Below are 25,939 nucleotides of genomic sequence, written 5' to 3'. Positions count from 1 at the left end.
GCAAGAGGCATTTTTTCATAGAGCATAGGCGTGAAGACGGCGCTGAGCATACATAGGAGGGACAGCCATGAGCGGCACGATACGAGCGGCGATCGTCGGCTCGACAGGGTACGGCGGCGTGGAATTGATTCGATTGTTGTTGCAGCACCCCAAAGTCCGGATTACATCGGTGATCTCGTCGAGCGCGGCGGGACAACTGTATACGGACGGATACCCGCATTTGACGGAGATCATCACCGACCGGCTGGACGCGGTCGATCCGGAGCTGGTGGCATCCAAAGCGGACGTCGTCTTCCTGGCGACGCCGCACGGGGTCAGCGCGGCAACGGCGCCGAAGTTTCTCGAAGCGGGCCTCAAAGTGATCGACCTGTCGGGCGACTTCCGTCTGCAGGACGGTTCCGTATACGAGAAGTATTACAAGCACGCCCCGGCCGACCCGTCGTACGTGAAGAAAGCCGTATACGGCCTTGCGGAAGTGTTCGGCGCGGACGTGAACGGCGCTTCGTTCGTGGCCAATCCGGGCTGCTATCCGACGAGCGCGGCGCTCGGGCTTGTGCCGCTCGTTCAGGCGGGCTGGATCGATCTGGACAGCATCATCATCGACGCGAAGTCGGGCGTATCCGGCGCAGGCCGCGGGATGAGCCTGACGACGCATTTTTCCGAAGTGAACGAGAACTTTTTCGCTTATAAAATCAATAAACACCAGCATACGCCGGAGATCGAACAGACGCTGTCGCGGGTGGCGGGCCGTCCCGTCACTTTGACGTTTACGCCTCATCTTGTGCCGATGACCCGGGGCATTCTCAGCACGATCTACGCCAAGCTGGAGAACGGCCGCACCGAGGCCGAAGTCCATGAGCTGTACCGCCAATATTACGAGGGCCGCCGCTTCGTCAGGGTTCGCCCTCTGGGCAAGTTCCCCGCCACCAAAGAAGTGGCGGGCTCGAACTATTGCGATATCGGGTTGTCGGTCGATGCCCGCACGGGGCGGATTACAATCCTGTCGGCGATCGACAACCTCGTGAAGGGGGCCGCCGGCCAGGCGGTCCAGAACCTGAATCTGATGATGGGCTGGGACGAAGCGGAAGGTCTGGCATTTACGCCGGTCTATCCGTAACAGATATAGAGTCCGGCAGAGGAGAGCGAGGAGCGACATGGCACACTTCACGGTGGTGGAGGGCGGGTCCGTCACGACGCCGAAGGGCTTTAAGGCGGGCGGACTTCATTGCGGATTAAAGAAAACCGAGCGCAACGATCTCGGAGCGATCTATTGCGAGGTGCCGGCCGAGGCGGCGGCGGTCTACACGCTGAACCAGTTCCAGGCGGCGCCGCTGAAGGTGACGCGCGAGAGCATCGCGCAAGAAGGCAAGCTGCAGTTGTTCGTCGTGAACAGCGGCAACGCCAACGCGTGCACCGGCAAGCAAGGGGAAGAGGATGCGCGCACGATGCGGGCCAAGGCGGCCGAGGCGTTCGGCGTGGCGGAGCATCATGTCGGCGTGGCGTCGACGGGTGTCATCGGCGAATTGTTGAAAATGGACCGCGTGCGCAGCGGCATCGCGAAGCTGCCGGAGCGGACGACGAAGGACGGGGGCGACGCTTTTTCGCAGGCGATCCTGACGACGGACTTGGTGAAAAAGGAAGTCTGCGTGCGCGTGCAAATCGGGGAAGCGGTCGTGCATATCGCGGGGGCGGCCAAAGGCTCGGGCATGATTCACCCGAACATGGCGACGATGCTCGGCTTTATCACGACGGACGCGGCGATTCCGCATACGGAGCTTCAGAAGCTGTTAAGCCGCGTGACGGACGATACGTTTAACATGATCACCGTCGACGGCGACACCAGCACCAACGATATGGTGGTTGTGATGGCGAGCGGTCTCGCGGGCAACGAGCCGCTGGGGGAAACGCACCGGGATTGGCCGGCTTTCGAAGCGGCGTTCCGCTATGTGGGCGAATATTTGGCCAAGGCGATCGCGCGCGACGGCGAAGGCGCAACCAAGCTGATCGAGGTTCGGGTGGTCGGCGCCAGCGACAATCAGGCGGCGAGGGCGATCGCGAAGACGGTGATCGGATCGAGCCTGGTGAAGTCGGCCTGCTTCGGCGCGGACGCGAACTGGGGCCGGATTATCGCGGCGGTCGGACGTTCCGGCGTGCCGGTTAACGTCGACACCGTCGATATCCGACTCGGCGACATCTCCGTGCTGGAGCAATCGCGTCCGGTCGTCTTCGACGAGGAGCGGGCGCTGGAGTATTTGAAGGGCGACTTCGTGTCCATCTACGTCAACCTGAACATGGGCGCAGGCCGGGCGACGGCTTGGGGCTGCGACCTCACCTACGAGTACGTGCGCATCAACGCGGCGTACCGGACGTAAGGGGGAGCGCGGGATGGCGAACAACTGGTTTGTGATGAAATGCGGGGGCAGCACGCTGGCGGCTCTGCCGGAGCCGTTTTTCGCGGAACTGCGGCAGCTCCAGGAGAGCGGCACGATTCCGGTTATCGTGCATGGCGGCGGTCCGGCGATCTCCTCGACGCTGGAGAAGCTCGGCATCGAGACGGAGTTCGTGAACGGGCTCCGGAAGACCAACGAAGCGGTGCTGGATGTGGTCGAGATGGTGCTGTCCGGTCAGATCAACAAGGAGATCGTGCGCAAGGTGCAGCAGGCCGGCGCGAAGGCGGTCGGGCTGTCCGGCGTGGACGGCTTGCTGATCGAGGCGGAGCCGGTGCCGAACGCGCACGAGGTCGGGCTCGTCGGCAACGTGACGAACGTGAACGCGGGTCTGGTGCGGGGACTGATCGACCTGGGTTATATGCCGGTGATCGCTCCCGTGGGCATCGACGCCCGCGGGCAGCGCTACAATATCAATGCGGATACGGCGGCGGGAGCCGTCGCTTCCCGCCTCGGCGTCGAGCGGATGATCGTGGTCACGGATGTGCCGGGCATTATGCGTACGGTTGACGGGGAGAAGCGGGTGCTGCCGCAGGTGACCGTATCGGAGATCGACGAGATGATCGCGTCGGGTGAAATATACGGCGGCATGATCCCGAAGGTGAAGGCGGCCGTGCAATGCATCACCGGGGATGTCCGGGAAGTCGTCATTGTCGACGGCGCCCGTCCGGGCGTGCTGACAGCGGTGCTTGGCGGCGAACCGGTCGGCACGCGGATCGTAAAAGCTTGATTGGATTGGACATTGGGGAGGGATAACGGATGAGCGAAGGGAAAAGCGCGCTGTTTCCCAACTATGCTCGGTTCCCTTTGACGCTGGTCAAAGGGCAAGGCGGCAAAGTATGGGACGACCAGGGAAATGAATATCTCGATTTCGTCAACGGCATCGCCGTGACGAATCTCGGCCACTGCCACCCGGGCGTGTCCGAGAAGCTGAAGGCGCAGATCGACACGCTGTGGCATGTCGGCAACCTGTACCATATTCCGAATCAGGAGAAGCTGGCGAAGCTGCTGACCCGCGAGTCGGGCCTGGACGCGGCTTTCTTCTGCAACAGCGGCGCCGAGGCGAACGAAGCGGCCATCAAGCTGGCGCGCCGTTATCATGCCAAGGTGGCCGGCCAAGCTCGTCCGGATATCATCACGTTCCACCAATCGTTCCACGGCCGCACGCTGGCGACGCTGACGGCGACCGGGCAAGATAAGGTGAAGGACGGCTTTCATCCGCTGCCGGAGGGCTTCGTCTATGCGCCCTACAACCAGGTGGAGGGCTTGGAGTCGCTCGTGACGGAGCGCACCGGGGCGATCATGCTGGAGCTGGTGCAGGGCGAAGGCGGCGTCAACCCGGCTACGCCGGAGTTCGTGGCCGAGATTCTGCGTCTCCGGGACCAATACGGATTGCTGGTCATCGTCGACGAGATCCAGACGGGCATCGGCCGTACGGGCAAGCTGTTCGCGTTCCAGCATTACGGCTTCGTGCCGGATATCATCACGCTGGCGAAAGGGCTGGGCAACGGCTTCCCGATCGGAGCGATGCTCGGCGCGGAGAAGCTTCGCGAGGCGTTCTCCGCGGGCAGCCACGGTTCGACGTTCGGCGGCACGCCGATCGCGACGGCAGCGGCGATCGCGACGATCGAGATCATGCTGGAGGAGAAGCTGCCGGAGCGGGTCGCGGAGTTGGGCGCTTCGTTCCGCAAGCTGCTGGAGACCAAGCTGGCGGGCAATCCGCTGGTACGGGGCGTGCGCGGCCTCGGGCTGCTGGTGGGCGTCGCTTGCGAGACGCCGGTCGCCGGCATCATCGCCGATCTTCAGAACGAAGGCTTGCTGACGATGCCGGCGGGACCAAACGTGCTGCGGCTGCTGCCGAATTTTTACGTCACGCAGGAAGAACTGGAGTTCGCGGCCGAGCGGATCGCCGGCGTGCTGGCGAAGCACGCGGAAGCGGCGGCGGCCGCAACGGGTTCGAACGGTTAGCGATTACGGCGGGCGCAGCCTCCCGGGACGGGGGGCTCGCCCGCGACGATAGAGAGGAGTGTCGCAAGAGATGGCACTGGAAACGGATTTGCAGGATATGGCCTCGCGACTCAAAGGGCGCGATTTTCTCGCGCTGGCCGATTATACGCCGGAGGAGATCCGCTACCTGATCGACTTGGGGCTCGAGCTGAAAAAGAAGCATAAAGCGGGCGAAGTGTACCAGCCGCTGAAGGGCAAGACGCTCGGGATGATTTTCGAGAAGTCGTCGACCCGCACGCGCGTATCGTTCGAGGTGGGAATGTACCAGCTTGGAGGCCAGGCGCTGTTCCTGAGCCGCAACGATATTCAGATGGGCCGCGGCGAGACGATCTGGGATACCGCCCAGACGATGTCCCGGTACCTTGATGGCATCATGATCCGCACCTACGCTCACCGCAACGTGATCGAGCTGGCTCGCGGAGCGACGGTGCCGGTTATCAACGGCCTGACCGATTCGGCCCACCCGTGCCAAGGTTTGACCGACTTTATGACCGTGCTGGAGTTCCGCGGCAAGCTGGAAGGCCAGAAGTTCGCGTACATCGGGGACGGCAACAATATGGCGCATTCGCTGATGATGGGCGCGGCCAAGCTGGGGCTGCATTTCGCGATGGCGTGCCCGGAAGGCTACGATCCCGATCCCGAGGTCGTGCGCGCGGCGCAGGAAGCGGCCGAGCAAAGCGGCGGTTCGGTCTGGATCGGACGGGACCCGAAGGAAGCGGCCGACGGCGCCGACGTGATCTATACGGACGTCTGGGCGAGCATGGGCTTCGAGGACGAGCAGAAGCAGCGGGAGCAGGCCTTCGCCGCGTATCAGGTGAACGACGAGCTCGTGAAATACGCGAAGAAGGATTACTTGTTCATGCACTGCCTGCCGGCGCATCGCGGCGAGGAAGTCAGCGAAAGCATCATCGACGGCGACCACTCGATTATTTTCGATCAAGCCGAAAACCGGCTGCATGCGCAAAAAGCGATCCTGGCGGCGACCATGGGATAATGGGCGCCCGGGCGGCCGGATGCGGGGCGGCATAAACGTCAAGGCGACGAGGAAAAAGGAGATTGCGAGACATGGCGAAACCGAAAATTGTGCTGGCGTACTCCGGCGGTCTGGACACGTCGGTGATCCTGGCTTGGCTGAAAGAGAAGTACGACGCGGAGATTATTACGTTTACGGCCGACATCGGCCAGAAGGAAGAACTGGACGGTCTCGAGGAAAAAGCGCTGAAGACCGGCGCGTCCAAAGTGTATATCGACGACTTGCGCGAAGAGTTCGCGAGGGACTTTATTTTCCCGATGTTCCAAGCCGGCGCTCTCTATGAGGGGCAATATTTGCTCGGCACGAGCATCGCGCGCCCCCTGATCGCGAAGCGCATGGTCGAGATCGCGCGCGCCGAAGGCGCGGTCGCTATCGCGCACGGCGCCACCGGGAAGGGCAACGACCAAGTGCGCTTCGAGCTGACGGCCGCCGCGTTGGCGCCGGAGATCGAAGTGATCGCACCGTGGCGTCTGGACGAGTTCCGGGAGAAGTTCCCGGGACGCGCGGAGATGATCGCGTATGCCGAGAAGCACGGCATTAAGGTGACGGCGACGGCGTCCAAGCCGTATTCGACGGACCGCAATCTGCTGCACATCAGCTTCGAGAGCGGCATGCTGGAGGACCCGTGGTTCGATGCCAGCGCCCCCGAAGTAAAAGATATGTACGTGCTGAGCGTCGCTCCGGAGGATGCTCCGGACGAGCCCGAATACGTCGAGCTGGAGTTCGAAGCGGGCAACTGCGTCGCGGTGAACGGCGAGCGCCTCTCTCCGCTGGGCGTCATGGAGAAGCTCAACGAGCTTGGCGGCAAGCACGGCATCGGTCGCGTGGACATGGTCGAGAACCGCTTCGTCGGCATGAAGAGCCGCGGCGTGTACGAGACGCCGGGCGGCACGATCCTGTTCACGGCGCACCGCAAAATGGAGTCGCTCACGATGGACCGAGAGGTCATGCATCTGCGCGACTCGCTGATTCCGAAGTACGCGTCGCTCGTCTACAACGGATTCTGGTTTGCGCCGGAGCGCCTCACACTGCAAGCGCTCGTGACGGAATCGCAGAAGAACGTGACGGGCACGGTCCGCTTGAAGTTGTACAAAGGCAACGTCATCGGCGCGGGCGTGAAGTCGCCGGTCAGCCTGTACAACCCGGACATCGCCACGATGGAAGCCGATCCGTCCAAGGCTTACAACCAGGGCGACGCGACGGGCTTCATCCGCCTGAACGCGTTGCGCCTGCGCGTGGGCGCCGGCGTCGAGCAGAACCGCAACAATCGATAAGGGCCGAGCCTTGTTCGTCTATCGCGCTGGCAGCGCCTCGCCCTCGCAGGGCGGGGCGTTTGGCGTGACTGGACAGGGTGCGGCGTTGTGGGCGGCCCATCCCGGAGCGGAGTAGCAGAGCGTCGAATTCCGGTGCGAAGCGGCGTGACAGAGCGGCGCGGCGAGCCGGTTGGCGGCGTTGCTGCGGCGGGATGGGCGCACGGAGGTTGTTTGAACTGCAAAAATACATTTCAATAAAACGAAAGGCTTATCCTGACGGCTTTGAAGTGCAAAAATACAATTCAAATGCGATGAAAGCCGCAGGTGGGCCTCGTTTTGCAATTTGGAGTGCAGATTTGCAGGTATTCCGGCGGTATTGGCCATTTCAGCGGCAATCAAGTGTATAATTGCAGTTGAATGGAACCGGAGACGCGCAGCCGCGGCCGATAAACGGTTGCGTTCGGACGAGCCCTCAGCCGTACGGGCGGTGCTGCTTTTGTGGCGGCGCATCATGCGGTGCCGGGGACATGCCGGTAACGGCAGGGGCGTCCGGAAGCAGCTTGCCTGACAGGCTTCGCGAATGGGCGTCAAATGTCTAATGGACTTGCGGGGTTGAATCGAACGTTGCGAAAACGGACGAGCGTGACTTGGCGAGTCGGATTTGCTAGGAATGAGCAATGGATGGGGGTTCGGATCGAGTGAGCAAATTATGGGGCGGCCGGTTTACGAAAAAAACGGATCAGCTCGTCGAGGAATATACGGCGTCGATCACGTTCGACAAGGAATTGGCCGAAGAAGATATTCAGGGCAGCCTCGCCCACGTTACGATGCTGGGCAAATGCGGCATTTTGCCGCAGGATGACGTCGACACGATCAAGGAAGGGCTGCACCGCGTTCTGAACCGGATCCGCCGGGGCGAGCACGAGTTCATCGTGGCGGACGAAGACATTCACATGAGCATCGAGAAGGCGCTGATCGAGGATATCGGTCCGGTCGGCGGCAAGCTGCATACGGGCCGCAGCCGCAACGACCAGGTTGCGACGGATATGCATCTGTACCTGCGCAAGCGCGTAGTGGAATTCGTCGGTTTGCTGGCGAAGCTGCAGTCGGCGCTGATCGGGCAGGCGAAGCAGCACACGGATACGATCCTGCCGGGCTACACGCATCTTCAGCGGGCGCAGCCGATTCTGTTCGCTCATCATCTGATGGCGTATGTGTCGATGTTCCAGCGCGATATCGAACGGCTGCAGGACAGCTACAAGCGCATCAATACGCTTCCGCTGGGAGCCGGAGCGCTGGCGGGCACGACGTTCCCGATCGACCGCCACTTCGTGGCCGAGCAGCTCGGCTTCGAGCGCGTCTATACGAACAGCCTCGACGCCGTTAGCGACCGGGACTTCATCATCGAATTCCTGTCGCACGCCTCCATCCTGATGATGCATCTGTCGCGCTTCTCGGAGGAGCTGATCCTGTGGTCCAGCACGGAGTTCGGTTTTATCGAGCTGGACGACGCGTTCTGCACAGGGTCGAGCATCATGCCGCAGAAGAAAAACCCGGACGTACCGGAGCTCGTGCGCGGCAAGACCGGACGCGTCTACGGAAACCTGATGGGGCTGCTGACGGTGCTGAAGTCGCTGCCGCTCGCCTACAACAAGGACATGCAGGAAGACAAGGAAGGCATGTTCGATACGGTTCGCACGCTGCAGGGAGCGCTGCAGTTGTTCGCGCCGATGATCGAGACGATGAAGGTGAATGTCGGCCGTATGCGCCAGGCGGTCAACACCGACTTCTCCAATGCGACCGACATCGCCGATTACCTGGCGAACAAAGGCATGCCGTTCCGTCAAGCGCATGAAGTGATCGGCAAAATCGTCCTGTACAGCATCCAGAACAACAAATTCCTGCTGGATCTGACGATGGAGGAGTTTACGCAGTTCTCGAAGCTGTTCGAGGAGGATATCTACGAGGTGCTGCAGCCGGAGTCGGTCGTCAACGCGCGCAACGTGTTCGGCGGCACGGCCAAAAATCAAGTGCTGGACGCGATCGCCGCCGCCGAGGCGGAAATCGGCCGGACAAACGCTTGGGTGACGGAGTACACGGAGAAAAACAAATAAGACACGCGGGTAACTGCGAGTCGTATTCGCAGGGAACTATGGAACGGTGTGCAGCGCCATTGGCGCTAGGCGCCGTTTCTTTTTTTGCAGCGGGCATATGCCGCTGACGTTTTAAGGTGCTTGCATAAGGTTGCAGAGGACACCTAATAATATCCCGGCGTTGAAATCCATCGAAACGATGGATTTTTTTATTTTCCACGTCGTGTGCTTGTCGATCGATTCCGGATGGTGGAAAACGAGCGCGATTTTGGGTGCAAATACCTGTCGTCTTTAGGCTGTTATATTCCCGTAACATAATTGTAATGTTGAAATCTCGCCCATTGCGAAGGAAAATCGTCATTTGTGTCGAAGTATTTAAAGCTAGATTCAGGCGCGGGACGGAATTCGACTCCGTCCGACGGCCGAACCAATGGATGTGATAGAATTGATCGAAATGCACGACGTATGGAAGACCTACAAGAATGGCACAGACGCGTTACGCGGCATCAATCTTAAAGTAAACAGCAACGAGTTTGTTTATATCGTGGGCCCGTCCGGTGCGGGCAAGTCCACGTTCATGAAGCTGATCTACCGGGAAGAACGTCCCACCAAAGGACAAATCTTCGTCAACGGATTCAACCTGGAGAAGCTGAAGCCGCGTAAAATCCCTTACGTGCGCCGGAATATCGGCGTTATCTTTCAGGATTACAAGCTGCTTCCCAAACTTACGGTATTCGAGAACGTCGCGTTTGCGATGGAGGTTATCGAAGCGCCGAAGAAACTGATCAAGAAGCGCACGATGGAGGTGCTGTCGCTGGTCGGCCTCGCCGAGAAGCACGCCCGCCTGCCGCAGCAGCTCTCGGGGGGCGAGCAGCAGCGGGTTGCGATCGCCAGGGCGATCGTGAACAACCCTTCCGTCATTATCGCGGACGAGCCTACGGGCAACCTCGATCCGGATACGACCTGGGAGATTATGAAGCTGATGGAAGAGATCAACTTCCGGGGCGCGACCATCGTCATGGCCACCCACAACAAAGAAATCGTCAACACGATGCGCAAGCGCGTCATCGCGATCGAGGACGGGCAGATCGTGCGCGACGAGCAGCGGGGGGAATACGGCTATGAAATTTAGCACCGGAATCCGCCACCTGCGGGAGGGCGGGAAAAGTTTGCTCCGGAACGGATGGATGACGTTCGCTTCCTCGAGCGCCATCGCCATCTCGCTGTTTATTCTCGGCGTGTTTTTGCTGTTGACCGTCAACGTTAACGCCTTCGCCGACCAGGTGGAGAGCGACGTCCAGATCCGGGCCTTTCTCGACGATTCGGTGAAGGGCGAGCAGATTCAGGAATTGCAGGCCCGCATTGAAGCGATTCCGAACGTCCGCAAGGTCGTGTTCGTGTCCAAGGAGCAGGGCATGCGCGATTTTATCGCGTCGGTGCCGCCCGAGAACCGCTCCGCCTACGAAAGCTTGACGGGCGATGAAAACCCGCTGCCGGATTCCTTCACCATCGAAGTCTCGGAGCCGAGGCAGGTGCAGGCGGCGGCGGATGCGATTCTCGCCCTGAACGAGGGCAAGACGCCTCCGCCGATCTACAAATTGAACTACGGCGGGGACACGGTGAAAGTGCTGTTCAAGGTGACGGCGACCGTCCGTTATGTCGGCCTCGGCCTCGTTGTCGCGCTTGCGCTTACGGCGATGTTCCTGATCGCGAATACGATCAAGGTGACGATCTTTGCCCGCCAGCGGGAGATCTCGATCATGAAGCTGGTCGGCGCGACCAACAGCTTTATCCGGTGGCCGTTCTTTATCGAAGGCGCACTGCTCGGCCTCATCGGTTCGATTATCCCGATCGCGATTCTGCTGCCCGGCTATTACAAGCTGACCGAATTCGCGCATCTGGAGATGGGGCTGTCGCTGGTGAGGCTGGTGCCGTTCTCGGAAGTCGCTTGGCAGTTAAGCGGCGTTTTGCTGGGATTGGGACTGTTGATCGGCATTTGGGGAAGCGTCATTTCGATTCGCAAGTTCGTGAGAATATGACAGGCTGTGTTCGGCAAGCCGCATCATGAAACAACCAATCGCATTTTCAGAAAGGAGAGGAAACGTTGAAACGTCGTATGGTGCCGTTGGCCGTGGCCGCTTCGTTGGCAGTGTTTGTCGTCGCCCCGTCTACGTTCGCCGAGACGGTGCAGGATATCCAGCGTCAGATCGACGCGCTGACCAAGCAGGAGAATCAAGGGAAATCCGCGCTGAAAAATTATGAGAATCAGGAGAAGCAACTGGCCGCCGACAAGGAAAAGACGAAGCAGGAGGTCGCCCAGCTTCTCGCGGAGATCGAAAAAACCGGAGTCGAGCTGAACGCGCTGAACGCCGAGATCGAGGAGATTACGGAAAAGCTTGAGGCGAAGCAGCAGGAATTGACGGAGGCGGAGAAGCGGGTCGCCGAGCGGGACAAGGTGTTGAAGGAGCGCGTCAAGCTCACTTATACGACGGGCAAAATGTCTTTTCTGGACGTGCTGATGGATGCGGACAGCTTCAGCGATTTTCTGGACCGGTTCGAAACGATGACGTCGATCAATATGTCGGACAAGCAGATTTTGGAGGAAAACAAACGCGACCGCAACACGATCCAGGCCGCTAAGGAGGAGATCGAGAAGCAGCGGAACGAGCTTCAGGCGAAAGCCGATCGGGTGAAAGCCATTCAGGCGGACCTCGAACGCAAGGAAGAGCAGAAACGCGTTAAGATCCAGTCGCTGGACAAGGAAATTCAGCGTATCGGCATCATCTCCGAGGAGCAGGAAGCCGCGATGATGAAGATCGCCCAGAGAAAGGCGGAGCTTCAGCGCAAAAAACGCGAGTTGGAGAGCAAGGAGACGGAGTTCTACAAAGGCGGAGCGCTCGGTTGGCCGCTGCCCGGCTATACGCCGAAAAACATCACCTCGACGTTCGGCACCCGCAGCGATCCGTTCACCGGCAAGCCGGCTACGCATAAAGGCATCGACATCGGGGCTCCGGCGGGATCGAACATCGTCGCCGCGGAGAAAGGCGTCGTGATCCACTCCGGCTGGATGAACGGGTACGGCAATACGGTTATCCTTGACCACGGCGGCGGCTTGATGACGCTGTACGGACATATCCGCAACGGCGGGTTGAAGGTCAAGGAAGGCGAAGTCGTCAGCCGTGGACAAAAAATTGCCGAGGTCGGATCGACCGGCAATTCGACGGGCAACCATCTGCATTTCGAGGTGCGCAAAAACGGCACGGCCGTCAACCCGATGAGTTATCTGGGTTCCTGACCGGCTTGGGCGTTCTGAAGCATGTTAAAAAGAAAGAGCTTGTCATATAATACCTATGACAGGCTCTTTCTTCCATTTTACGGATCGGGACGGTGGCGCGCATGCGCGGTAATCGATATAACGGACTGCGTCTGACGGCGGTATTGCTGTTGGCGATGTTCGCCGGCAGCCTGTTGACGCTGCTTTGGATGGAGCAGGAATTGCTGCCGACGTCGGCCGGCGTGCATCCGACGGCGATCGAGCGGATGCCGGGCGGGTTGACGGAGAAGCAGGCGGATAAGATAGATGCCGCTTATCGGCTGATCACAAGGGAATACTTGAACGCGCCGGATTCGGACAAGCTCGTCGACGGCGCCATCGAAGGCATGCTGGCGTCGCTCGGCGACCCTCATTCCGTCTATATGGATGCCGACGAGGCGGAGATGCTGCACTCCACCTTGCAGCCGACGTTCCAGGGCGTAGGCGCGGAAGTGATGCTGGAGGATGGCAGAGTGACCGTGATCTCGGCGATTCGGGGCTCGCCGGCGGAGAAGGCCGGCCTTCGGCCCCGGGACGTCATTCTGTCGGTGAACGGCGAGTCGCTGCAGGGGTTGAAGCTGACGGAGGCGGTCGCCAAAATCCGCGGCCCAAAAGGGTCCCAGGCCAAACTGGAAGTGCTGCGCGGGGGCACGCTGCTGCACCTGACGGTCGTCCGCGACGACGTCGATTACGAGACGGTGTACGCGCAAGAGCTGCCGGACGGCCTGGGCGAGATCGAAATCCGGCAATTCGCCGCGCGGACGCAGGAACGGTTTCTGGAGGAGCTGAACAAGCTTGAGAAGCGGGAAGGCGGCTTGAGAGGGCTTGTGATCGATTTGCGCGACAACCCCGGAGGCGTGCTGACGGCCGCCTCGGGCATCGCGGAGCCGTTCATCCCGAACGGCGAACCGATCGTCCATACGGAAGGGCGCGATGGCGAGCGAATCACGACGAAGTCGACCGGCAGCGGCCGTTCGTACCCGATCGTCGTGTTGGTGAACGGCGGCAGCGCCAGCGCTTCGGAGGTGCTGGCGGCGGCTCTCCGCGAGAAGGCGGGCGCCAGGATCGTAGGCGAGCGGACGTACGGGAAAGGGACGGTGCAGTATCCCTTCGACCAGCAGCTCGGCGACGGCAGCGTCATTAAAATGACGATCAAGAAGTGGCTGACGCCTACCGGCAACTGGGTCCACGAGAAGGGAATCGCGCCGGACGTCGAGGTGGCGCAGCCGGCTTATTACGGAGCGACGCTGCTGACCCGCAAGGAGGAATGGAAGTTCGATGCCAATTCCCCGGATGTGAGAAACGTGCAGTTGTTCCTGCAGGCGGCGGGATACGATCCCAGGCGTACGGACGGCTACTTCGACCGAGGTACCGAAGCGGCTCTGGTCGCCTTTCAGACGGCCGAGGGACTTCCGGCGAACGGCACCGTCGATGCGGCGACCGCCGACCGCCTGGAGGAAGCCGCGATGCGCGCGATCCGCGATCCCGAGCGGGATGCGCAGAGAAAAGCGGCGCTGGGCGAGTTGAGGCGGTTGGCGGGGATTGCCCGATAATTTCGGCGTATGGCAGGAAACGGAACCGCTGCGTCGAATTATTTGTTCTGATTTAATCTGGAGTCGGCCTCGGCAGAGGTTTATTAGCGAGGAGCTCAACTGATGAATACGAATATCTGGATCGAGTTGCTGCGGCATGCGGCCGAAGCTTTGGCGGCCGTTGCTTTGCAGCCCTTTATATATGTTGCGATAGCGATGATCCTCCTGCATTACCGCGATCAGACGGCGACGGAACGGCTCTTGTTCGCTGTGCGGCTGCACGCGTACGGGCGCGAAACCTGGAATCGCGTATGGACGGGGATTGTGGCCGGGCTGGCGGCGTCGGCGGCGATGCTGGCGCTTGGCGCGGCTCTGCAGCCGGAAACGCTGGCGATCCTCTGGGTGGTGTCCGTGGCCGCGGTTTGGATTCGGTTCCGGTTTCTGTGTTTGGCCTATGCGGTCGGAGTGGCGGGAGCGCTTCACGGATTGTCTTCCATCCCGGCGGTAGCGGACGGTCTGGAGGCGATCGGCGCGGGCGTCGTCGCGGACTGGCTGCAGGCGATCGATGTGCCTTCGTTGCTGTCGGTCGTGGGGGTGCTGCATCTGGGGGAAGCGCTGCTGATCGGCTGGACGGGAGGCCGGTCGGCGATGCCCGTGTTTCTGGAGGGCAAGCGGGGCAAGCCGGTCGGCGGGTACAAGCTTCAGCAGTATTGGCCGGTCCCCTTGCTGCTGCTGGCGCCGGCGCCCGCGGAAAACGCGGCGTGGATGTTCGGCTTGGTCGAATCGTCGTCCTCCTTGCTTCCGTGGAAGCTTCCGTTCGGAGACGGCCTGTGGGAATCGGGCTGGTGGATTTTGCCGTTTCCCGTCCTGATCGGATTCAGCTCGTTAACGGTATCCAAGCTGCCGCGGGACAAAGCCCGGGAGAGCGCCCGGAACGTCGCTTTGTACGGGACGTTTGCGCTGCTTCTCGCGTTTGCGGCCGAATGGATGCCCGCCATTGCCGTTCCGGCGGCTCTGCTGGCGCTTGCGCTGCACGAAGGGCTCGTCTGGCTGGACGGTTGGCTGGAGAGCCAGCGAAGACCGTTGTACGTGCATGACGATCGCGGCTTGAAGGTGTTGGCGGTGCTGCCGGCCAGTCCGGCGGCGGGACTCGGCATACAACCCGGGGAGATTGTCCGCAAGGTAAACGGAATGCCGGTCCGTTCGCGGGCCGAACTGCATGCCGCGCTTCGCAGCAATCCGGCGTTCTGCAAGCTGGAGGTGCTCGATATTCGGGGAGAGGTGAGATTTCTCAGCCGTTCCCTTTATGCCGGGGAGCATCATCAGTTGGGACTATTGCTTTGCCCCGATGACGAGGCTCCGTATACGGCTGCTCCGGGACCGGCCGGTTTATGGGCGGTTCTGAGCCCGCGCCGGGCGCGCCGGGGACATGGCGGGGCGAGTTCCGTCCGTTCGCAAGAGGCGCAGGACGCCTAACTTTTTGACACAGAACGGATAATTGTTTGACTTTTCCGCCAATTTATGATACGATCTGTGTACGCTTAATTCCCGGTCAAACTGCCGGGAAGCGGGGGAACCAATGTTTTTGGGGCGAGTCTGTTCGGCGCAAGCCGGACGTAGGGAACCATCTTTCCCGAGCCCGTCAGCTAACCTCGTCAGCAGTGGATGGGTCCATGACTTCCCGTGCCGCCATGCGGCCAGCGATGACGATTAACGACCCTATTCGGGTCGTTTTTTGTATTTCAAGGTCCTGTGCGTTGCGTTTCGTTTTTTCGGGGTTCCGGCTGCGCGGCTCGCTCTCCCCGCCAATCCGAGAGAGGGAGGAATGAGAATGCCTCAGCCGAAGTATATCACCGATATCGACAAGATAACGGCTATACCGGAGGAAGAGAGAAGACGACTTAAGGCGATTACGGACAAATTTGTGTTTCGGGTGAACGATTACTACTTGAATCTGATCGACTGGAACGACCCGCACGATCCGATCCGCAAGCTGGTTATCCCGAACGAGGGAGAGCTCGCGGAATACGGGCGCTGGGACGCCTCGGACGAGGACACGAACTACGTGGTGCCGGGTTGCCAGCACAAATACAAGACGACGGTGCTGCTGATCGTGTCGGAAGTATGCGGCGCTTACTGCCGATACTGCTTCCGGAAGCGGCTGTTCCGCAACGACGTCAAGGAAGCGATGTCCGACGTCGAGCCGGGGCTGCAATATATCGCGGCGCATCCCGAGATCAACAATGTGCTGCTGACGGGCGGCGACAGCCTGATCCTGGCGACAGCCAAGCTGCGGATGATTCTGGAGCGGCTGAGAGAGATCGAGCATGTGAAGATCATCCGGCTCGGCTCGAAGATTCCGGTGTTTAATCCGATGCGAATTTACGAGGACGCGGAGCTGCTGGAGCTTCTGCGGGAGCACTCCACGCCGGAGAAGCGCATTTATGTCATGGCTCATATCAATCATCCCCGCGAGATTACGGAAGAAGCCCGCCGCGGCTTCCAGGCCCTGCATGATGCGGGGGTCATCGTCGTGAACCAGACGCCGGTGCTGCGGGGCATCAATGACGACCCGGGAGTGCTGGCCGAGCTGCTCGACCGTCTGTCATGGAGCGGCATCACGCCGTATTATTTCTTCGTCAACCGTCCGGTGGCGGGCAATCGGGATTTTGTCCTTCCGCTTGAAAAGGTATACCGCCTCGTTGAAGAAGCCAAAGCCCGCACGTCCGGTCTGGGCAAAAGGGTGCGCTTGTCGATGAGCCACACGTCGGGCAAGATCGAAATTTTGGCGATCGAAAACGGCAAGGCGTATTTGAAATATCATCAGTCCCGCGACGGGGAGTACGGCAAGTTCATGGTGCTGGATTGCCCTCCGGAGGCGGCGTGGTTCGACGATTTGCCGGGCAGCGAGAAGTATTGGACGAAGCCGGTCAAACGGACGGATGCCGTCGTCAGCGTCAACGAGCTGCCGGATATGCCGCAGCGGATGGCCCTGCGCAAGCAGGCGCGCGAAGGTCAGACGGCTGTGCGGCAAAAGGTATAGAATCCCCCGCGCGTCCAGCAAGCCGCGCCGATGATAGACCGAGGTCGGTCTGTCATGGGCGCGGCTTTTTGCTGCGTCGACAGCGGATTTATGTAATATAATCTAACACGAATATATGAAAACTATGAAAATATTTCTGAAAACCTATTGATCGAAATATTTATGTTATATATAATAACACTAGAGTTACAAAGGAGGCGCTCACAAATGAAGTTTCGCAAATCATCCGTCATGTTACTTTCCATTGCTACCGCCTTGTCCGCCGTTTCTACCGCAGCCGCCGCGGGGACGGAATCGGCCGCGGCTGAAGCGGCCACACCCAAGTTTCCTCTGCCGGACATCACCGTACTTCAGAAACTGAACAAGCGTCCGAACGTGCTTGTGATCGGAACCGGCGGCACGATTTCGGGACAGTCTACCGACGCAACCAGCTTCCAAACCTACCGATCCGGCGCGCTGGCCATCGAGAAGATGGTGGAATCGTTGCCGAACAAAGATCAAATCGCGGACGTGAATACGTATCAATTCGGCAATAAGGGCTCTTCGGCGTATACAATTCCGGATCTGTACGATCTGTCTCTAGCCGTCGATCAAGCCCTGGAGAAATACGACGGAGTTGTCGTCACCACGGGCACGGATACGATGGAGGAGATCGGCTATTTCCTCGATCTGACGGTACGCAGTCAAAAACCGGTCGTCATCACCGGCGCGATGCGGCCGTGGACGGTCATCGGCTCCGACGCTCCGGCCAACTTGTACAACGCTATTTACCTTGCCGGAAGCGGCAAGACCACCAAGTTCGGTACGGTGCTGATGCTGAACGATGAAATTCATGCCGTCCGGGAAGTGACGAAGACGAATGCGTTGCGGATTGACACGTTCCAGTCGCCGGGCTTCGGCCCGCTGGGGTATGTGGATGAGAAAAACATCCGGCTCTATCGCGCGCCGGCGCGGGCCTTAAAGCCGGACGAGGAATGGGCGACGCCCTTCGACCTGAGAAAGATCGGCAAGGAGGATCTTGCCAAAGTCGAAATCGCCTATTCGTATCAAGGGGCGGGCGGCGAAGCGATAAAAGGCTTTGTCGAAGGCGGAGCCGACGGCATCGTGACGGCCGGTACGGGCGCGGGCGGCATCTCGGCGGCTATGCGCGAAGAGAGAGCGAAGGCTATCGAGAAAGGCGTCGTGTTCGTGACGACCACCCGTACCGGTTCCGGCAACATTTACGGCGGGGAAAAAGGCATTTTGCCGGGGGATAACCTGAACCCGTACCACGCCCGCATCATGCTGCTGTTGACGCTTTCCTTCACCGACGATTTCGAGACGATGAAGCAATGGTTCGCCGAATACGCGGCTCAGGATATTCCGGCTCCGGAGCTCCGAGCCGCAAGCTGATTTCGCACGCGTTCCGAGGTTGGCCTCCGGCTTTAGCCGGCCGGGGGCCGCCTCTTTTTTATTTACAAAGCCGAAGGGGCCGGCCGATCCTCATTCCCGAATTCGCAAGAAAAGTAAAACCTTCCGTTTGCATCCGGGTTCGCAAAGCGGTATAATGAAACGGGAACATGTATTCTTATTTCCGCTGAGGCGGAACAATCGGGGGATTTCATGAGAAGCGATTTCGATTTGCTGGAGAAGCCGTTCAGCCTGAAGTCGGATTACAAGCCTCAAGGGGACCAGCCGGAGGCGATCCGGCAGCTTGTCGAAGGCGTCCGGGCGAACAAGCGTTACCAGACGCTGCTCGGGGCAACCGGTACGGGCAAAACTTATACGATAGCGAACGTCATCGCGCAGTTGAATCGCCCCACCCTGGTTATCGCCCACAACAAGACGCTGGCAGCGCAACTGTGCAGCGAATTCCAGGAATTTTTCCCGGACAATGCGGTATCGTATTTCGTCAGCTACTACGACTACTATCAGCCGGAGGCGTACATCGTCGCCTCCGATACGTATATTGAGAAGGATTCCAGCATCAACGAAGAGATCGACAAGCTGCGCCACTCCGCGACGAGCTCGCTGTTCGAGCGGCGGGACGTCATTATCGTGGCGAGCGTATCGTGCATCTACGGTCTCGGTTCTCCGACAGAGTACCGGGATCTTGTGCTGTCGCTGCGGGTCGGCATGGAGCGGCCGCGCAACCAGATTCTGCACAAGCTGGTCGACATCCAATATCAGCGCAACGACATGAACTTCGTTCGGGGTACATTCCGCGTGCGGGGGGACACGATCGAAATCTTCCCCGCATCCATGGACGAGCGGGCTATCCGCGTCGAACTGTTCGGCGACGAGATCGAACGGATCACCGAGATCAACGTGCTCACCGGCGAGATTATCGGCGAGCGCGACCATGTCGCGATTTTCCCGGCTTCCCACTTCGTCACGGCGTCGGAAAATATGAAACGCGCCGTCGCGAACATCGAGATCGAGCTTGAGGAGCGGCTTGCGGAGCTGCGCGCCAAAGGGAAGCTTCTGGAGGCGCAGCGGCTGGAGCAGCGGACCCGCTACGATATGGAGATGATGCTGGAGATGGGCTTCTGCTCCGGCATCGAGAACTACTCGGCCCATCTGACATTCCGCGAGCGCGGGTCGACGCCGTACACGCTGCTGGATTACTTCCCGGACGACATGCTCGTCGTCGTGGACGAATCGCACGTGACCCTTCCCCAAATCCGGGCGATGTACAACGGCGACCGCGCGCGCAAGGAAGCGCTCGTGGAGCACGGATTCCGCCTGCCGTCGGCGCTCGACAATCGCCCGCTGCGGTTCGAGGAGTTCGAGGCGAAGATCAAGAACGCGATCTTTGTCTCCGCGACCCCCGGCCCGTACGAGCTGGAGCATTGCCCGACGGTGGTCGAGCAGATTATCCGCCCGACCGGACTGGTGGACCCGATCGTCGAGGTGCGGCCGACCAAAGGCCAGATCGACGACCTGATCGGCGAGATCAACAAGCGCGTCGCCAAGGACGAGCGCGTGCTGGTGACGACGCTGACGAAGAAAATGGCCGAGGATTTGACCGATTATCTGAAGGAAGTCGGGATCAAAGTGCGGTACATGCACTCCGACACCAAGACGTTCGAGCGGATGCATATCTTGCGCGATCTGCGACTCGGCGTGTTCGACGTGCTGGTCGGCATCAACCTGCTCCGCGAGGGTCTGGACTTGCCGGAGGTCTCCTTGGTCGCCATCTTGGACGCGGACAAGGAAGGCTTCCTGCGCGCGGAGCGATCCCTCATCCAAACGATCGGCCGGGCGGCCCGCAATGCCGAAGGCTTCGTAATCATGTATGCGGACACGATCACGGAATCGATGGAGAAAGCGATCAGGGAAACCGAGCGCCGCCGGAAGATTCAGATCGCCTACAACGAAAAGCACGGGATTACGCCGCAGACGATCAAGAAGCGGGTGCACGACGTCATCGAAGCGACCCGTGCGGCGGAAGCGAGCGCGGATTACCTGGCCGATGTGAAGTCGGCGAAGATGTCCAAGAAGGAACGGAAGACCGTCATCGAACGCCTGGAGGCGGAGATGAAGGAAGCGGCGAGAAATCTGCAGTTCGAGCGCGCGGCGCAATTGCGGGATATGCTGCTTGAACTGAAAGCGGAAGATTGAGACGAAACGAGGAACGCGGCGACGGAGCGGGATCTCCGTGAACGCGGCCGAATGAAGGGATGAGCAAGCGGTGGCCAAGGATCATATCGTCGTCAAGGGCGCACGCGCCCATAATCTGAAAAATGTCAATGTCACGATTCCGCGCGACCGGTTTGTCGTGCTGACGGGCCTAAGCGGCTCCGGCAAATCGTCCCTCGCGTTCGATACGATCTACGCGGAAGGCCAGCGCCGGTACGTGGAATCGTTGTCCGCATACGCGCGCCAGTTTCTCGGCCAGATGGACAAACCGGACGTCGATTCGATCGAGGGATTGTCTCCCGCCATTTCGATCGACCAGAAGACGACCAGCCGGAACCCGCGCTCCACGGTGGGGACGGTTACGGAAATTTACGATTACCTGCGTCTGCTGTTCGCGAGAATCGGCAAGCCGCATTGTCCGACGCACGGCATCGAGATTACGGCGCAAACCGTCGAGCAGATGGTCGACCGGATTCTCGAATATCCGGAAAGAACGAAGCTGCAAATTCTCGCCCCGGTCGTCTCCGGCCGCAAGGGCGAGCACGGCAAGCTGCTGCAGGACATTCAGAAGCAGGGCTTCGTCCGCGTTCGCGTCAACGGCGAGATGCGCGAGGTCAGCGAAAACATCGAGCTGGAAAAGAACAAGAAGCATCACATCGAAGTGGTCGTCGACCGGATTATCGTCAAACCGGATGTGGCCGCCCGGCTGGCGGATTCGCTGGAGACCGCGCTGAAGCTGGCGGACGGCCGGGTGATCGTGGACGTCATGGGGCAGGAGGAGCTGCTGTTCAGCCAGAAGCTTGCCTGTCCGGAGTGCGGATTCAGCATCGAGGAGCTGGCCCCGCGCATGTTCTCGTTCAACAGCCCGTTTGGAGCTTGTCCGGATTGCGACGGTCTCGGCGTGAAGATGATCGTCGACCCCGACCTGCTTGTGCCCGACCCGTCGCTCACCATCGAGGAAGGCGCGTTTGAGGCGTGGGCGGGCAGCACCTCGAACTACTATCCGCAGTTCCTTGCTTCGGTGTGCGACCATTACGGCATCCCGAAGGACGTTCCGGTCCGTGATCTGACGCCCGACCAGATGAAGAAACTGCTGTACGGGACCGGCGGGGAAAAGGTGAAGTTCCGCTACGAGAATGACTTCGGCCATACAAAGGAAGCTTATGTCCCGTTCGAGGGCATTATCCCCAATCTGGAACGGCGCTATCGCGAGACCGCCTCGGACGGCATCCGGGAGTATATCGAGCAGTACATGAGCGCCAAGCCTTGCGGCTCCTGCAAAGGAAACCGCCTGAAGCCGGAAAGCTTGGCCGTCACTGTCGGGGGACACAATATCGCCCATGTGACGTCCTTGTCCGTCGGCGAGGCTTGCTCGTTCTTTGAAAATCTCAAGCTGACCGACAAAGAAAAAACGATCGCCAACCTGATCCTGAAGGAAATATGCTCTCGACTGGGCTTCCTGGTTGATGTCGGACTCGATTACCTGACGTTGAACCGGGCGGCGGGAACGCTGTCGGGCGGCGAAGCGCAGCGGATTCGGCTGGCGACGCAGATCGGGTCGAGCCTGATGGGCGTCCTCTACATTCTCGACGAGCCGTCCATCGGCCTGCACCAGCGCGACAACGCCAAGCTGATCGCGACGCTGGAGAAAATGCGTGATCTCGGCAATACGCTGATCGTCGTCGAGCACGACGAGGATACGATGCTGGCCGCCGATTATATTATCGACATCGGACCGGGAGCGGGCATCCACGGCGGCACGGTCACCGCGCAAGGCACGCCGGAGGAGCTGATGGCCGATCCGAACTCGCTTACGGGCGCGTATCTCAGCGGACGGAAGTTTATCCCCGTGCCGCTGAAACGTCGCAAGCCCGGCGACAAATGGCTGGAGGTCCGCGGCGCGAAGGAAAACAACCTGAAAAACGTCAACGTCAAATTCCCGCTCGGCGTATTCGCCTGCGTGACCGGGGTATCGGGTTCGGGCAAAAGCACGCTGGTCAACGAGATTTTGTACAAGGCGCTGGCCCGCGACCTGAACGGGGCCAAGACCCGGCCGGGCCTTCACAAGGAGATCCGGGGACTGGAGCATATCGAGAAGGTTATCGATATCGACCAATCGCCGATCGGCCGCACGCCGAGATCCAATCCCGCCACGTACACGGGTGTGTTCGACGATATCCGCGACGTCTTCGCGAATACGCAGGAGGCGAAGGTGCGGGGCTACAAGAAAGGCCGCTTCAGCTTCAACGTCAAAGGCGGACGCTGCGAAGCGTGCCGGGGAGACGGCATCATCAAGATCGAGATGCATTTCCTGCCGGACGTATACGTGCCCTGTGAGGTCTGCAAGGGCAAACGGTACAACCGCGAGACGCTTGAGGTCAAATACAAAGGAAAGACGATCTCCGACGTGCTGGAGATGACGATTGAGGACGGCTGCGAATTTTTCAAGAACATTCCGCGTATTCAGCGCAAGCTGCAGACGCTGCTCGATGTCGGCCTTGGCTACATGACGCTGGGCCAACCGGCGACCACGCTTTCCGGCGGCGAGGCGCAGCGCGTGAAGCTGGCCGCGGAACTGTACCGCCGCAGCACGGGCAAGACGCTGTACATCCTGGACGAGCCGACGACGGGCTTGCATGTCGACGATATCGACCGCCTGCTGAGGGTGCTCCATCGTCTGGTCGACAGCGGCGAATCGGTGCTGGTCATCGAGCATAACCTCGATGTGATCAAAACGGCCGACTACCTGATCGACCTCGGGCCGGAAGGCGGAACGCGCGGCGGCACGATCGTCGCCGTCGGCACGCCGGAGGAGATTGCGGCCGTACCGGAATCTTATACCGGGCAATTTTTGAAGCCGATTCTCGAGCGCGACCGCGAGCGGACGCTCCGCTCCGACGTGCCGAGCTACGTCGCCAATGAAGTATCGCCTTCAGCGGTGTAAAATTCAGCGTCAACTTCAATGCGTTCCGCCGAGAGGCTGCCTCGGGTCGTGCTCCGACCCGGGCGGCTCGGGAGAAACGCGATTCTACGGGAGACACACGATTCTTGTGAGGCTACGGGCTTGGGGTTCGAAAGCTGAGGCGGTCATGCGGGCACCAACGTACGGACTCTTACGGTTCGCGGGAGGGAAGAGGCGGACAACGGGAAAGGGACTGGGGTAACGCTGGCGAACGATACCGTTCCCGAACGGAACCGTACGAATCAATAAGAGGGGTTGAACGGAAGAACGCTTCCGCTCAACCCCTCTTATTGATAGAGCCGCCCGATCAGGACGCTTTGACGGCCAATATTTCGTTCAGCTTCTCCTGGAATGCCGCCGCGCCTACGCGCAGGAAGAATTGGTGGAACGTTTCTTCCGGGCTGCGGTTTTCCTTGAAGAACAGGATCAACTGCTCCAGCACTTCGCCGACGTCGTCGCCCTTCACGCGGCCCTTCAGCACGGTGTTGAACTTCGCGCCCGGCCCGAGAATGCCGCCGACGGCGATGTCGAACGCGTCAACCATGCCTTCCGGCGTCTTGACGAGCGCGCCCTGCAGACCGATATCGGCGATATGCTTCTGGCCGCAAGCGTTCGGGCAGCCGATGAAGTGGATGCGCACTTCTTCATCCAGATCGACCTTGGAGTCGAGGTACTCGGCGACGCGGCGGGCGCGCTCCTTCGTCTCGACGATGGCCAGGTTGCAGAACTCGTTGCCCGTGCAGGACACGGTTCGGCTCATGAACCGCTTCGGATTCGGCGAGAAGCGCTCCAGCAGTTTTTCGCGCAGCAGCGCATCGACTTTGGCGTCCGGTACGCCCGTCAGCAGCACGTTTTGCGAGACGGTTGTGCGGATCGAGCCGTCGCCGTACTCGTCGGCCAGCCGCGCCAGCTCCGTCAGCTCGTCGGCGTTCATGCGGCCTACCGGCACGTTCAGTCCGACATAGTTCAATCCGGGCTGCTTCTGCGGGTGAACGCCGTCGAAATACGCCGCTTGCCAGCCGGCGATTTTGTCTTCGCCGCGCTTCGGCATGTCGCCGATCAGCTCCAGCAGCTTATTCAGGAACTTCTCCGGACCCCAATCGGCTACGAGGAACTTCAGACGCGCATGGTGGCGCTTCTCGCGGTAGCCGTAGTCGCGGAAGATCGTGGTCACGCCGATCGCGACTTTCAGCACTTCCTCCGGACGGACGAAGATATCGAGCTGCTTCGCCAGGTGCGGCTTCGCCGACAGGCCGCCGCCGACCCAGACGTGGAAGCCGGCCACTTCCTGGCCGTCGATCACCTTCGTGGCCGGGGTGAAGGCCAGATCTTGGATCTCCGCGTGCGCATTGTTATAAATATTGGCGGAGATGGACATTTTATATTTGCGCGGCAGGTTGGAGAAATCCCGGTTGAGCAGGAAGAAGCGATTCACTTCTTCGACGATTGGGGTCGTATCGATCAGTTCGTCAGGATCGATTCCGGCCAACGGGTTGCCGACGATCGTACGCGGGCAGTCTCCGCAGGCTTCGTACGAGTAGAGGCCGACCGCCTCAAGCCGTTTGAAAATATCCGGAAGCTGCTCGACGCGCAGCCAGTGGAACTGCACCGCCTGGCGGGTCGTGACGTCGACCAGGCCGCGTCCGTAAAGCCGGGCGATCTCGGCCAGCGCGCGGGCTTGATCGGAATTCAGAATGCCGGAGGGGATCCGGACGCGCATCATAAAGTTGCCTTCGCCCTTCGGCTTTTGCTCGTAGACGCCCGCCCATTTGAAGCGGTTCAGGTCGTCTTCGGTGATTGCTTCGTAACCCTTCACCGAATACTCTTCGATAATCGTGCGGATAACGTCAAGGCCGTCCTTCTCGAGCTTTTGCAGCTCGACTTTATTCAACTTGGACGGGTCCGCCGCCCAAATCGGTTCGTAAGCCATTGGATGCTCCCCCCTGATTGCTGGTTTTAGGAATGGAATTCCGACAATTTCGCTAAGAATAACGTTATGTTGATACTATCATATTTGCGAAACAGCGTAAATACTGCGGGGCTTCAAAGCTTATAAGGCTTTATTATGAAAAATACAGGCCTTGCTTATGGCTTGCGGCGTCAATAGGATTTCGGCGGTAAGCCGTGACAAACTTGTTAAATCTGTCGAAATGGCTTGCATCGCCGGGCTTGACAGGATAACATATATAAAGATATGTGGATATGGCGATACACATAAAGGAGGGGCCCCCCAGATGTATCTGGCAGAAGAAGCGGCAGCAGAAGTGAGCCGAGTCCAGGCATTCGATTTCATCATGCTGGCGTTTACGATCGTAATTGCAATCGGTGTATTCCGTTTGCTGAAAGCGCCGCAGAAAAATATATTTGCGATCGGTTTCGGTATTGTTAGCCTTGCGGTATTCCTGTTCATCGACGTCCTGATGATCATGTATTGGATGGGTTCGGACATCACGTTCTCCAACTGATCGGAGCTTGCTCAAAGCGGGCTATCTCGAGCGGAGCCACTCTGTGAACTGACCCCCGTCAAGTAGACAGTACAAAAAAATAAAAATCGGTTAAGCGGCCTTGGTCCTGAATTCCATGGGACTGAGGCCGTTTAGTTTTGCCTGTAATCGCTCGTTATTGTAAAAACGGA

General features: G+C 59.8%; 19 protein-coding genes and 1 riboswitch. Of the genes, 17 read left to right on the top strand and 2 right to left on the bottom strand.

Going from position 1 to position 25,939, the window contains the following annotated elements; genetic code table 11:
- Positions 1 to 67: 67 nt before the first annotated feature.
- From argC to uvrA, 16 genes are all read left to right on the top strand, one after another.
- Positions 68 to 1,117, top strand: a complete 1,050-nt coding sequence (gene argC / locus FE781_RS14885; RefSeq protein ID WP_138790420.1) for an N-acetyl-gamma-glutamyl-phosphate reductase — start codon at positions 68 to 70, stop codon at positions 1,115 to 1,117.
- 37 nt (positions 1,118 to 1,154) lie between these two features.
- A complete protein-coding gene (gene argJ, locus FE781_RS14880) occupies positions 1,155 to 2,372 on the top strand; it encodes a bifunctional glutamate N-acetyltransferase/amino-acid acetyltransferase ArgJ (RefSeq protein ID WP_138790419.1) in 1,218 nt (405 codons plus the stop codon).
- A gap of 13 nt (positions 2,373 to 2,385) precedes the next feature.
- On the top strand, positions 2,386 to 3,177 hold the full coding sequence (argB, locus tag FE781_RS14875; protein WP_138790418.1) for an acetylglutamate kinase: 792 nt from the start codon (positions 2,386 to 2,388) through the stop codon (positions 3,175 to 3,177).
- 29 nt (positions 3,178 to 3,206) lie between these two features.
- Positions 3,207 to 4,415: an acetylornithine transaminase gene (locus FE781_RS14870; protein ID WP_138790417.1), complete on the top strand. Its 1,209-nt coding sequence runs from the start codon at positions 3,207 to 3,209 to the stop codon at positions 4,413 to 4,415.
- Positions 4,416 to 4,485: 70 nt separating this feature from the next.
- On the top strand, positions 4,486 to 5,448 hold the full coding sequence (gene argF / locus FE781_RS14865; protein ID WP_138790416.1) for an ornithine carbamoyltransferase: 963 nt from the start codon (positions 4,486 to 4,488) through the stop codon (positions 5,446 to 5,448).
- 71 nt (positions 5,449 to 5,519) lie between these two features.
- Positions 5,520 to 6,761 (top strand): argininosuccinate synthase, encoded by a 1,242-nt coding sequence (locus FE781_RS14860; RefSeq protein WP_138790415.1) that lies wholly within the window; start codon positions 5,520 to 5,522, stop codon positions 6,759 to 6,761.
- Between the two features lie 677 nt (positions 6,762 to 7,438).
- Entirely contained in the window at positions 7,439 to 8,854 is a 1,416-nt protein-coding gene (gene argH / locus FE781_RS14855; RefSeq protein WP_138790414.1) for an argininosuccinate lyase, read from the top strand.
- 424 nt (positions 8,855 to 9,278) lie between these two features.
- Positions 9,279 to 9,965 carry a cell division ATP-binding protein FtsE gene (gene ftsE / locus FE781_RS14850; protein ID WP_138790439.1) on the top strand — a complete coding sequence of 229 codons (687 nt, stop codon included), beginning with the start codon at positions 9,279 to 9,281 and terminating at the stop codon, positions 9,963 to 9,965.
- Positions 9,955 to 10,872 (top strand): permease-like cell division protein FtsX, encoded by a 918-nt coding sequence (ftsX, locus tag FE781_RS14845; protein WP_138790413.1) that lies wholly within the window; start codon positions 9,955 to 9,957, stop codon positions 10,870 to 10,872. The genes ftsE and ftsX overlap by 11 nt, the downstream gene beginning before the upstream one ends.
- A 65-nt stretch (positions 10,873 to 10,937) precedes the next feature.
- Positions 10,938 to 12,128, top strand: coding sequence for a murein hydrolase activator EnvC family protein (locus tag FE781_RS14840; RefSeq protein WP_138790412.1), 1,191 nt, complete (start codon positions 10,938 to 10,940; stop codon positions 12,126 to 12,128).
- A 101-nt stretch (positions 12,129 to 12,229) separates the two neighbouring features.
- Positions 12,230 to 13,699, top strand: coding sequence for a S41 family peptidase (locus FE781_RS14835; RefSeq protein ID WP_138790411.1), 1,470 nt, complete (start codon positions 12,230 to 12,232; stop codon positions 13,697 to 13,699).
- Positions 13,700 to 13,801: 102 nt separating this feature from the next.
- Complete coding sequence (locus FE781_RS14830) at positions 13,802 to 15,154, top strand: PDZ domain-containing protein (RefSeq protein ID WP_138790410.1); 1,353 nt, start codon at positions 13,802 to 13,804, stop codon at positions 15,152 to 15,154.
- Positions 15,155 to 15,206: 52 nt separating this feature from the next.
- Positions 15,207 to 15,355: riboswitch (cyclic di-AMP (ydaO/yuaA leader) on the top strand.
- Positions 15,356 to 15,509: 154 nt separating this feature from the next.
- A complete protein-coding gene (locus FE781_RS14825) occupies positions 15,510 to 16,721 on the top strand; it encodes a KamA family radical SAM protein (RefSeq protein WP_138790409.1) in 1,212 nt (403 codons plus the stop codon).
- A gap of 207 nt (positions 16,722 to 16,928) precedes the next feature.
- Complete coding sequence (locus tag FE781_RS14820) at positions 16,929 to 18,113, top strand: asparaginase (RefSeq protein WP_211346374.1); 1,185 nt, start codon at positions 16,929 to 16,931, stop codon at positions 18,111 to 18,113.
- A 210-nt stretch (positions 18,114 to 18,323) separates the two neighbouring features.
- Entirely contained in the window at positions 18,324 to 20,324 is a 2,001-nt protein-coding gene (uvrB, locus tag FE781_RS14815) for an excinuclease ABC subunit UvrB (protein ID WP_138790407.1), read from the top strand.
- A gap of 70 nt (positions 20,325 to 20,394) precedes the next feature.
- Positions 20,395 to 23,286, top strand: a complete 2,892-nt coding sequence (uvrA, locus tag FE781_RS14810; RefSeq protein ID WP_138790406.1) for an excinuclease ABC subunit UvrA — start codon at positions 20,395 to 20,397, stop codon at positions 23,284 to 23,286.
- Between the two features lie 325 nt (positions 23,287 to 23,611).
- Here the strand turns inward: uvrA and FE781_RS14805 are convergent, their stop codons facing one another.
- Positions 23,612 to 25,234 carry a nitrite/sulfite reductase gene (locus tag FE781_RS14805; protein ID WP_138790405.1) on the bottom strand — a complete coding sequence of 541 codons (1,623 nt, stop codon included), beginning with the start codon at positions 25,232 to 25,234 and terminating at the stop codon, positions 23,612 to 23,614.
- 304 nt (positions 25,235 to 25,538) lie between these two features.
- Here FE781_RS14805 and FE781_RS14800 point away from each other — a divergent pair, with 304 nt between their 5' ends.
- Positions 25,539 to 25,769 (top strand): DUF2759 family protein, encoded by a 231-nt coding sequence (locus FE781_RS14800; protein ID WP_138790404.1) that lies wholly within the window; start codon positions 25,539 to 25,541, stop codon positions 25,767 to 25,769.
- A gap of 90 nt (positions 25,770 to 25,859) precedes the next feature.
- On the opposite strand, the gene FE781_RS18200 is transcribed toward FE781_RS14800, so the two are convergent.
- Positions 25,860 to 25,939, bottom strand: an 80-nt coding sequence (locus tag FE781_RS18200; protein WP_138790164.1) for an IS3 family transposase, incomplete at its 5' end; no start/stop codon positions are given.

This window comes from Paenibacillus thermoaerophilus, assembly GCF_005938195.1.
Lineage (GTDB): Bacteria > Bacillota > Bacilli > Paenibacillales > Reconciliibacillaceae > Paenibacillus_W > Paenibacillus_W thermoaerophilus.
This window is presented reverse-complemented; position numbering and strand designations above follow the sequence as displayed.

Excerpts from the sequence above, each read along its gene's own strand:
- argC (WP_138790420.1), top strand. The coding sequence starts at position 68 with ATGAGCGGCACGATACGAGCGGCGATCGTCGGCTCGACAGGGTACGGC.
- argJ (WP_138790419.1), top strand. The coding sequence starts at position 1,155 with ATGGCACACTTCACGGTGGTGGAGGGCGGGTCCGTCACGACGCCGAAG.
- argB (WP_138790418.1), top strand. The coding sequence starts at position 2,386 with ATGGCGAACAACTGGTTTGTGATGAAATGCGGGGGCAGCACGCTGGCG.
- FE781_RS14870 (WP_138790417.1), top strand. The coding sequence starts at position 3,207 with ATGAGCGAAGGGAAAAGCGCGCTGTTTCCCAACTATGCTCGGTTCCCT.
- argF (WP_138790416.1), top strand. The coding sequence starts at position 4,486 with ATGGCACTGGAAACGGATTTGCAGGATATGGCCTCGCGACTCAAAGGG.
- FE781_RS14860 (WP_138790415.1), top strand. The coding sequence starts at position 5,520 with ATGGCGAAACCGAAAATTGTGCTGGCGTACTCCGGCGGTCTGGACACG.
- ftsX (WP_138790413.1), top strand. The coding sequence starts at position 9,955 with ATGAAATTTAGCACCGGAATCCGCCACCTGCGGGAGGGCGGGAAAAGT.
- FE781_RS14835 (WP_138790411.1), top strand. The coding sequence starts at position 12,230 with ATGCGCGGTAATCGATATAACGGACTGCGTCTGACGGCGGTATTGCTG.
- FE781_RS14830 (WP_138790410.1), top strand. The coding sequence starts at position 13,802 with ATGAATACGAATATCTGGATCGAGTTGCTGCGGCATGCGGCCGAAGCT.
- FE781_RS14825 (WP_138790409.1), top strand. The coding sequence starts at position 15,510 with ATGCCTCAGCCGAAGTATATCACCGATATCGACAAGATAACGGCTATA.
- FE781_RS14820 (WP_211346374.1), top strand. The coding sequence starts at position 16,929 with ATGAAGTTTCGCAAATCATCCGTCATGTTACTTTCCATTGCTACCGCC.
- uvrB (WP_138790407.1), top strand. The coding sequence starts at position 18,324 with ATGAGAAGCGATTTCGATTTGCTGGAGAAGCCGTTCAGCCTGAAGTCG.
- FE781_RS14805 (WP_138790405.1), bottom strand. The coding sequence starts at position 25,234 with ATGGCTTACGAACCGATTTGGGCGGCGGACCCGTCCAAGTTGAATAAA.
- FE781_RS14800 (WP_138790404.1), top strand. The coding sequence starts at position 25,539 with ATGTATCTGGCAGAAGAAGCGGCAGCAGAAGTGAGCCGAGTCCAGGCA.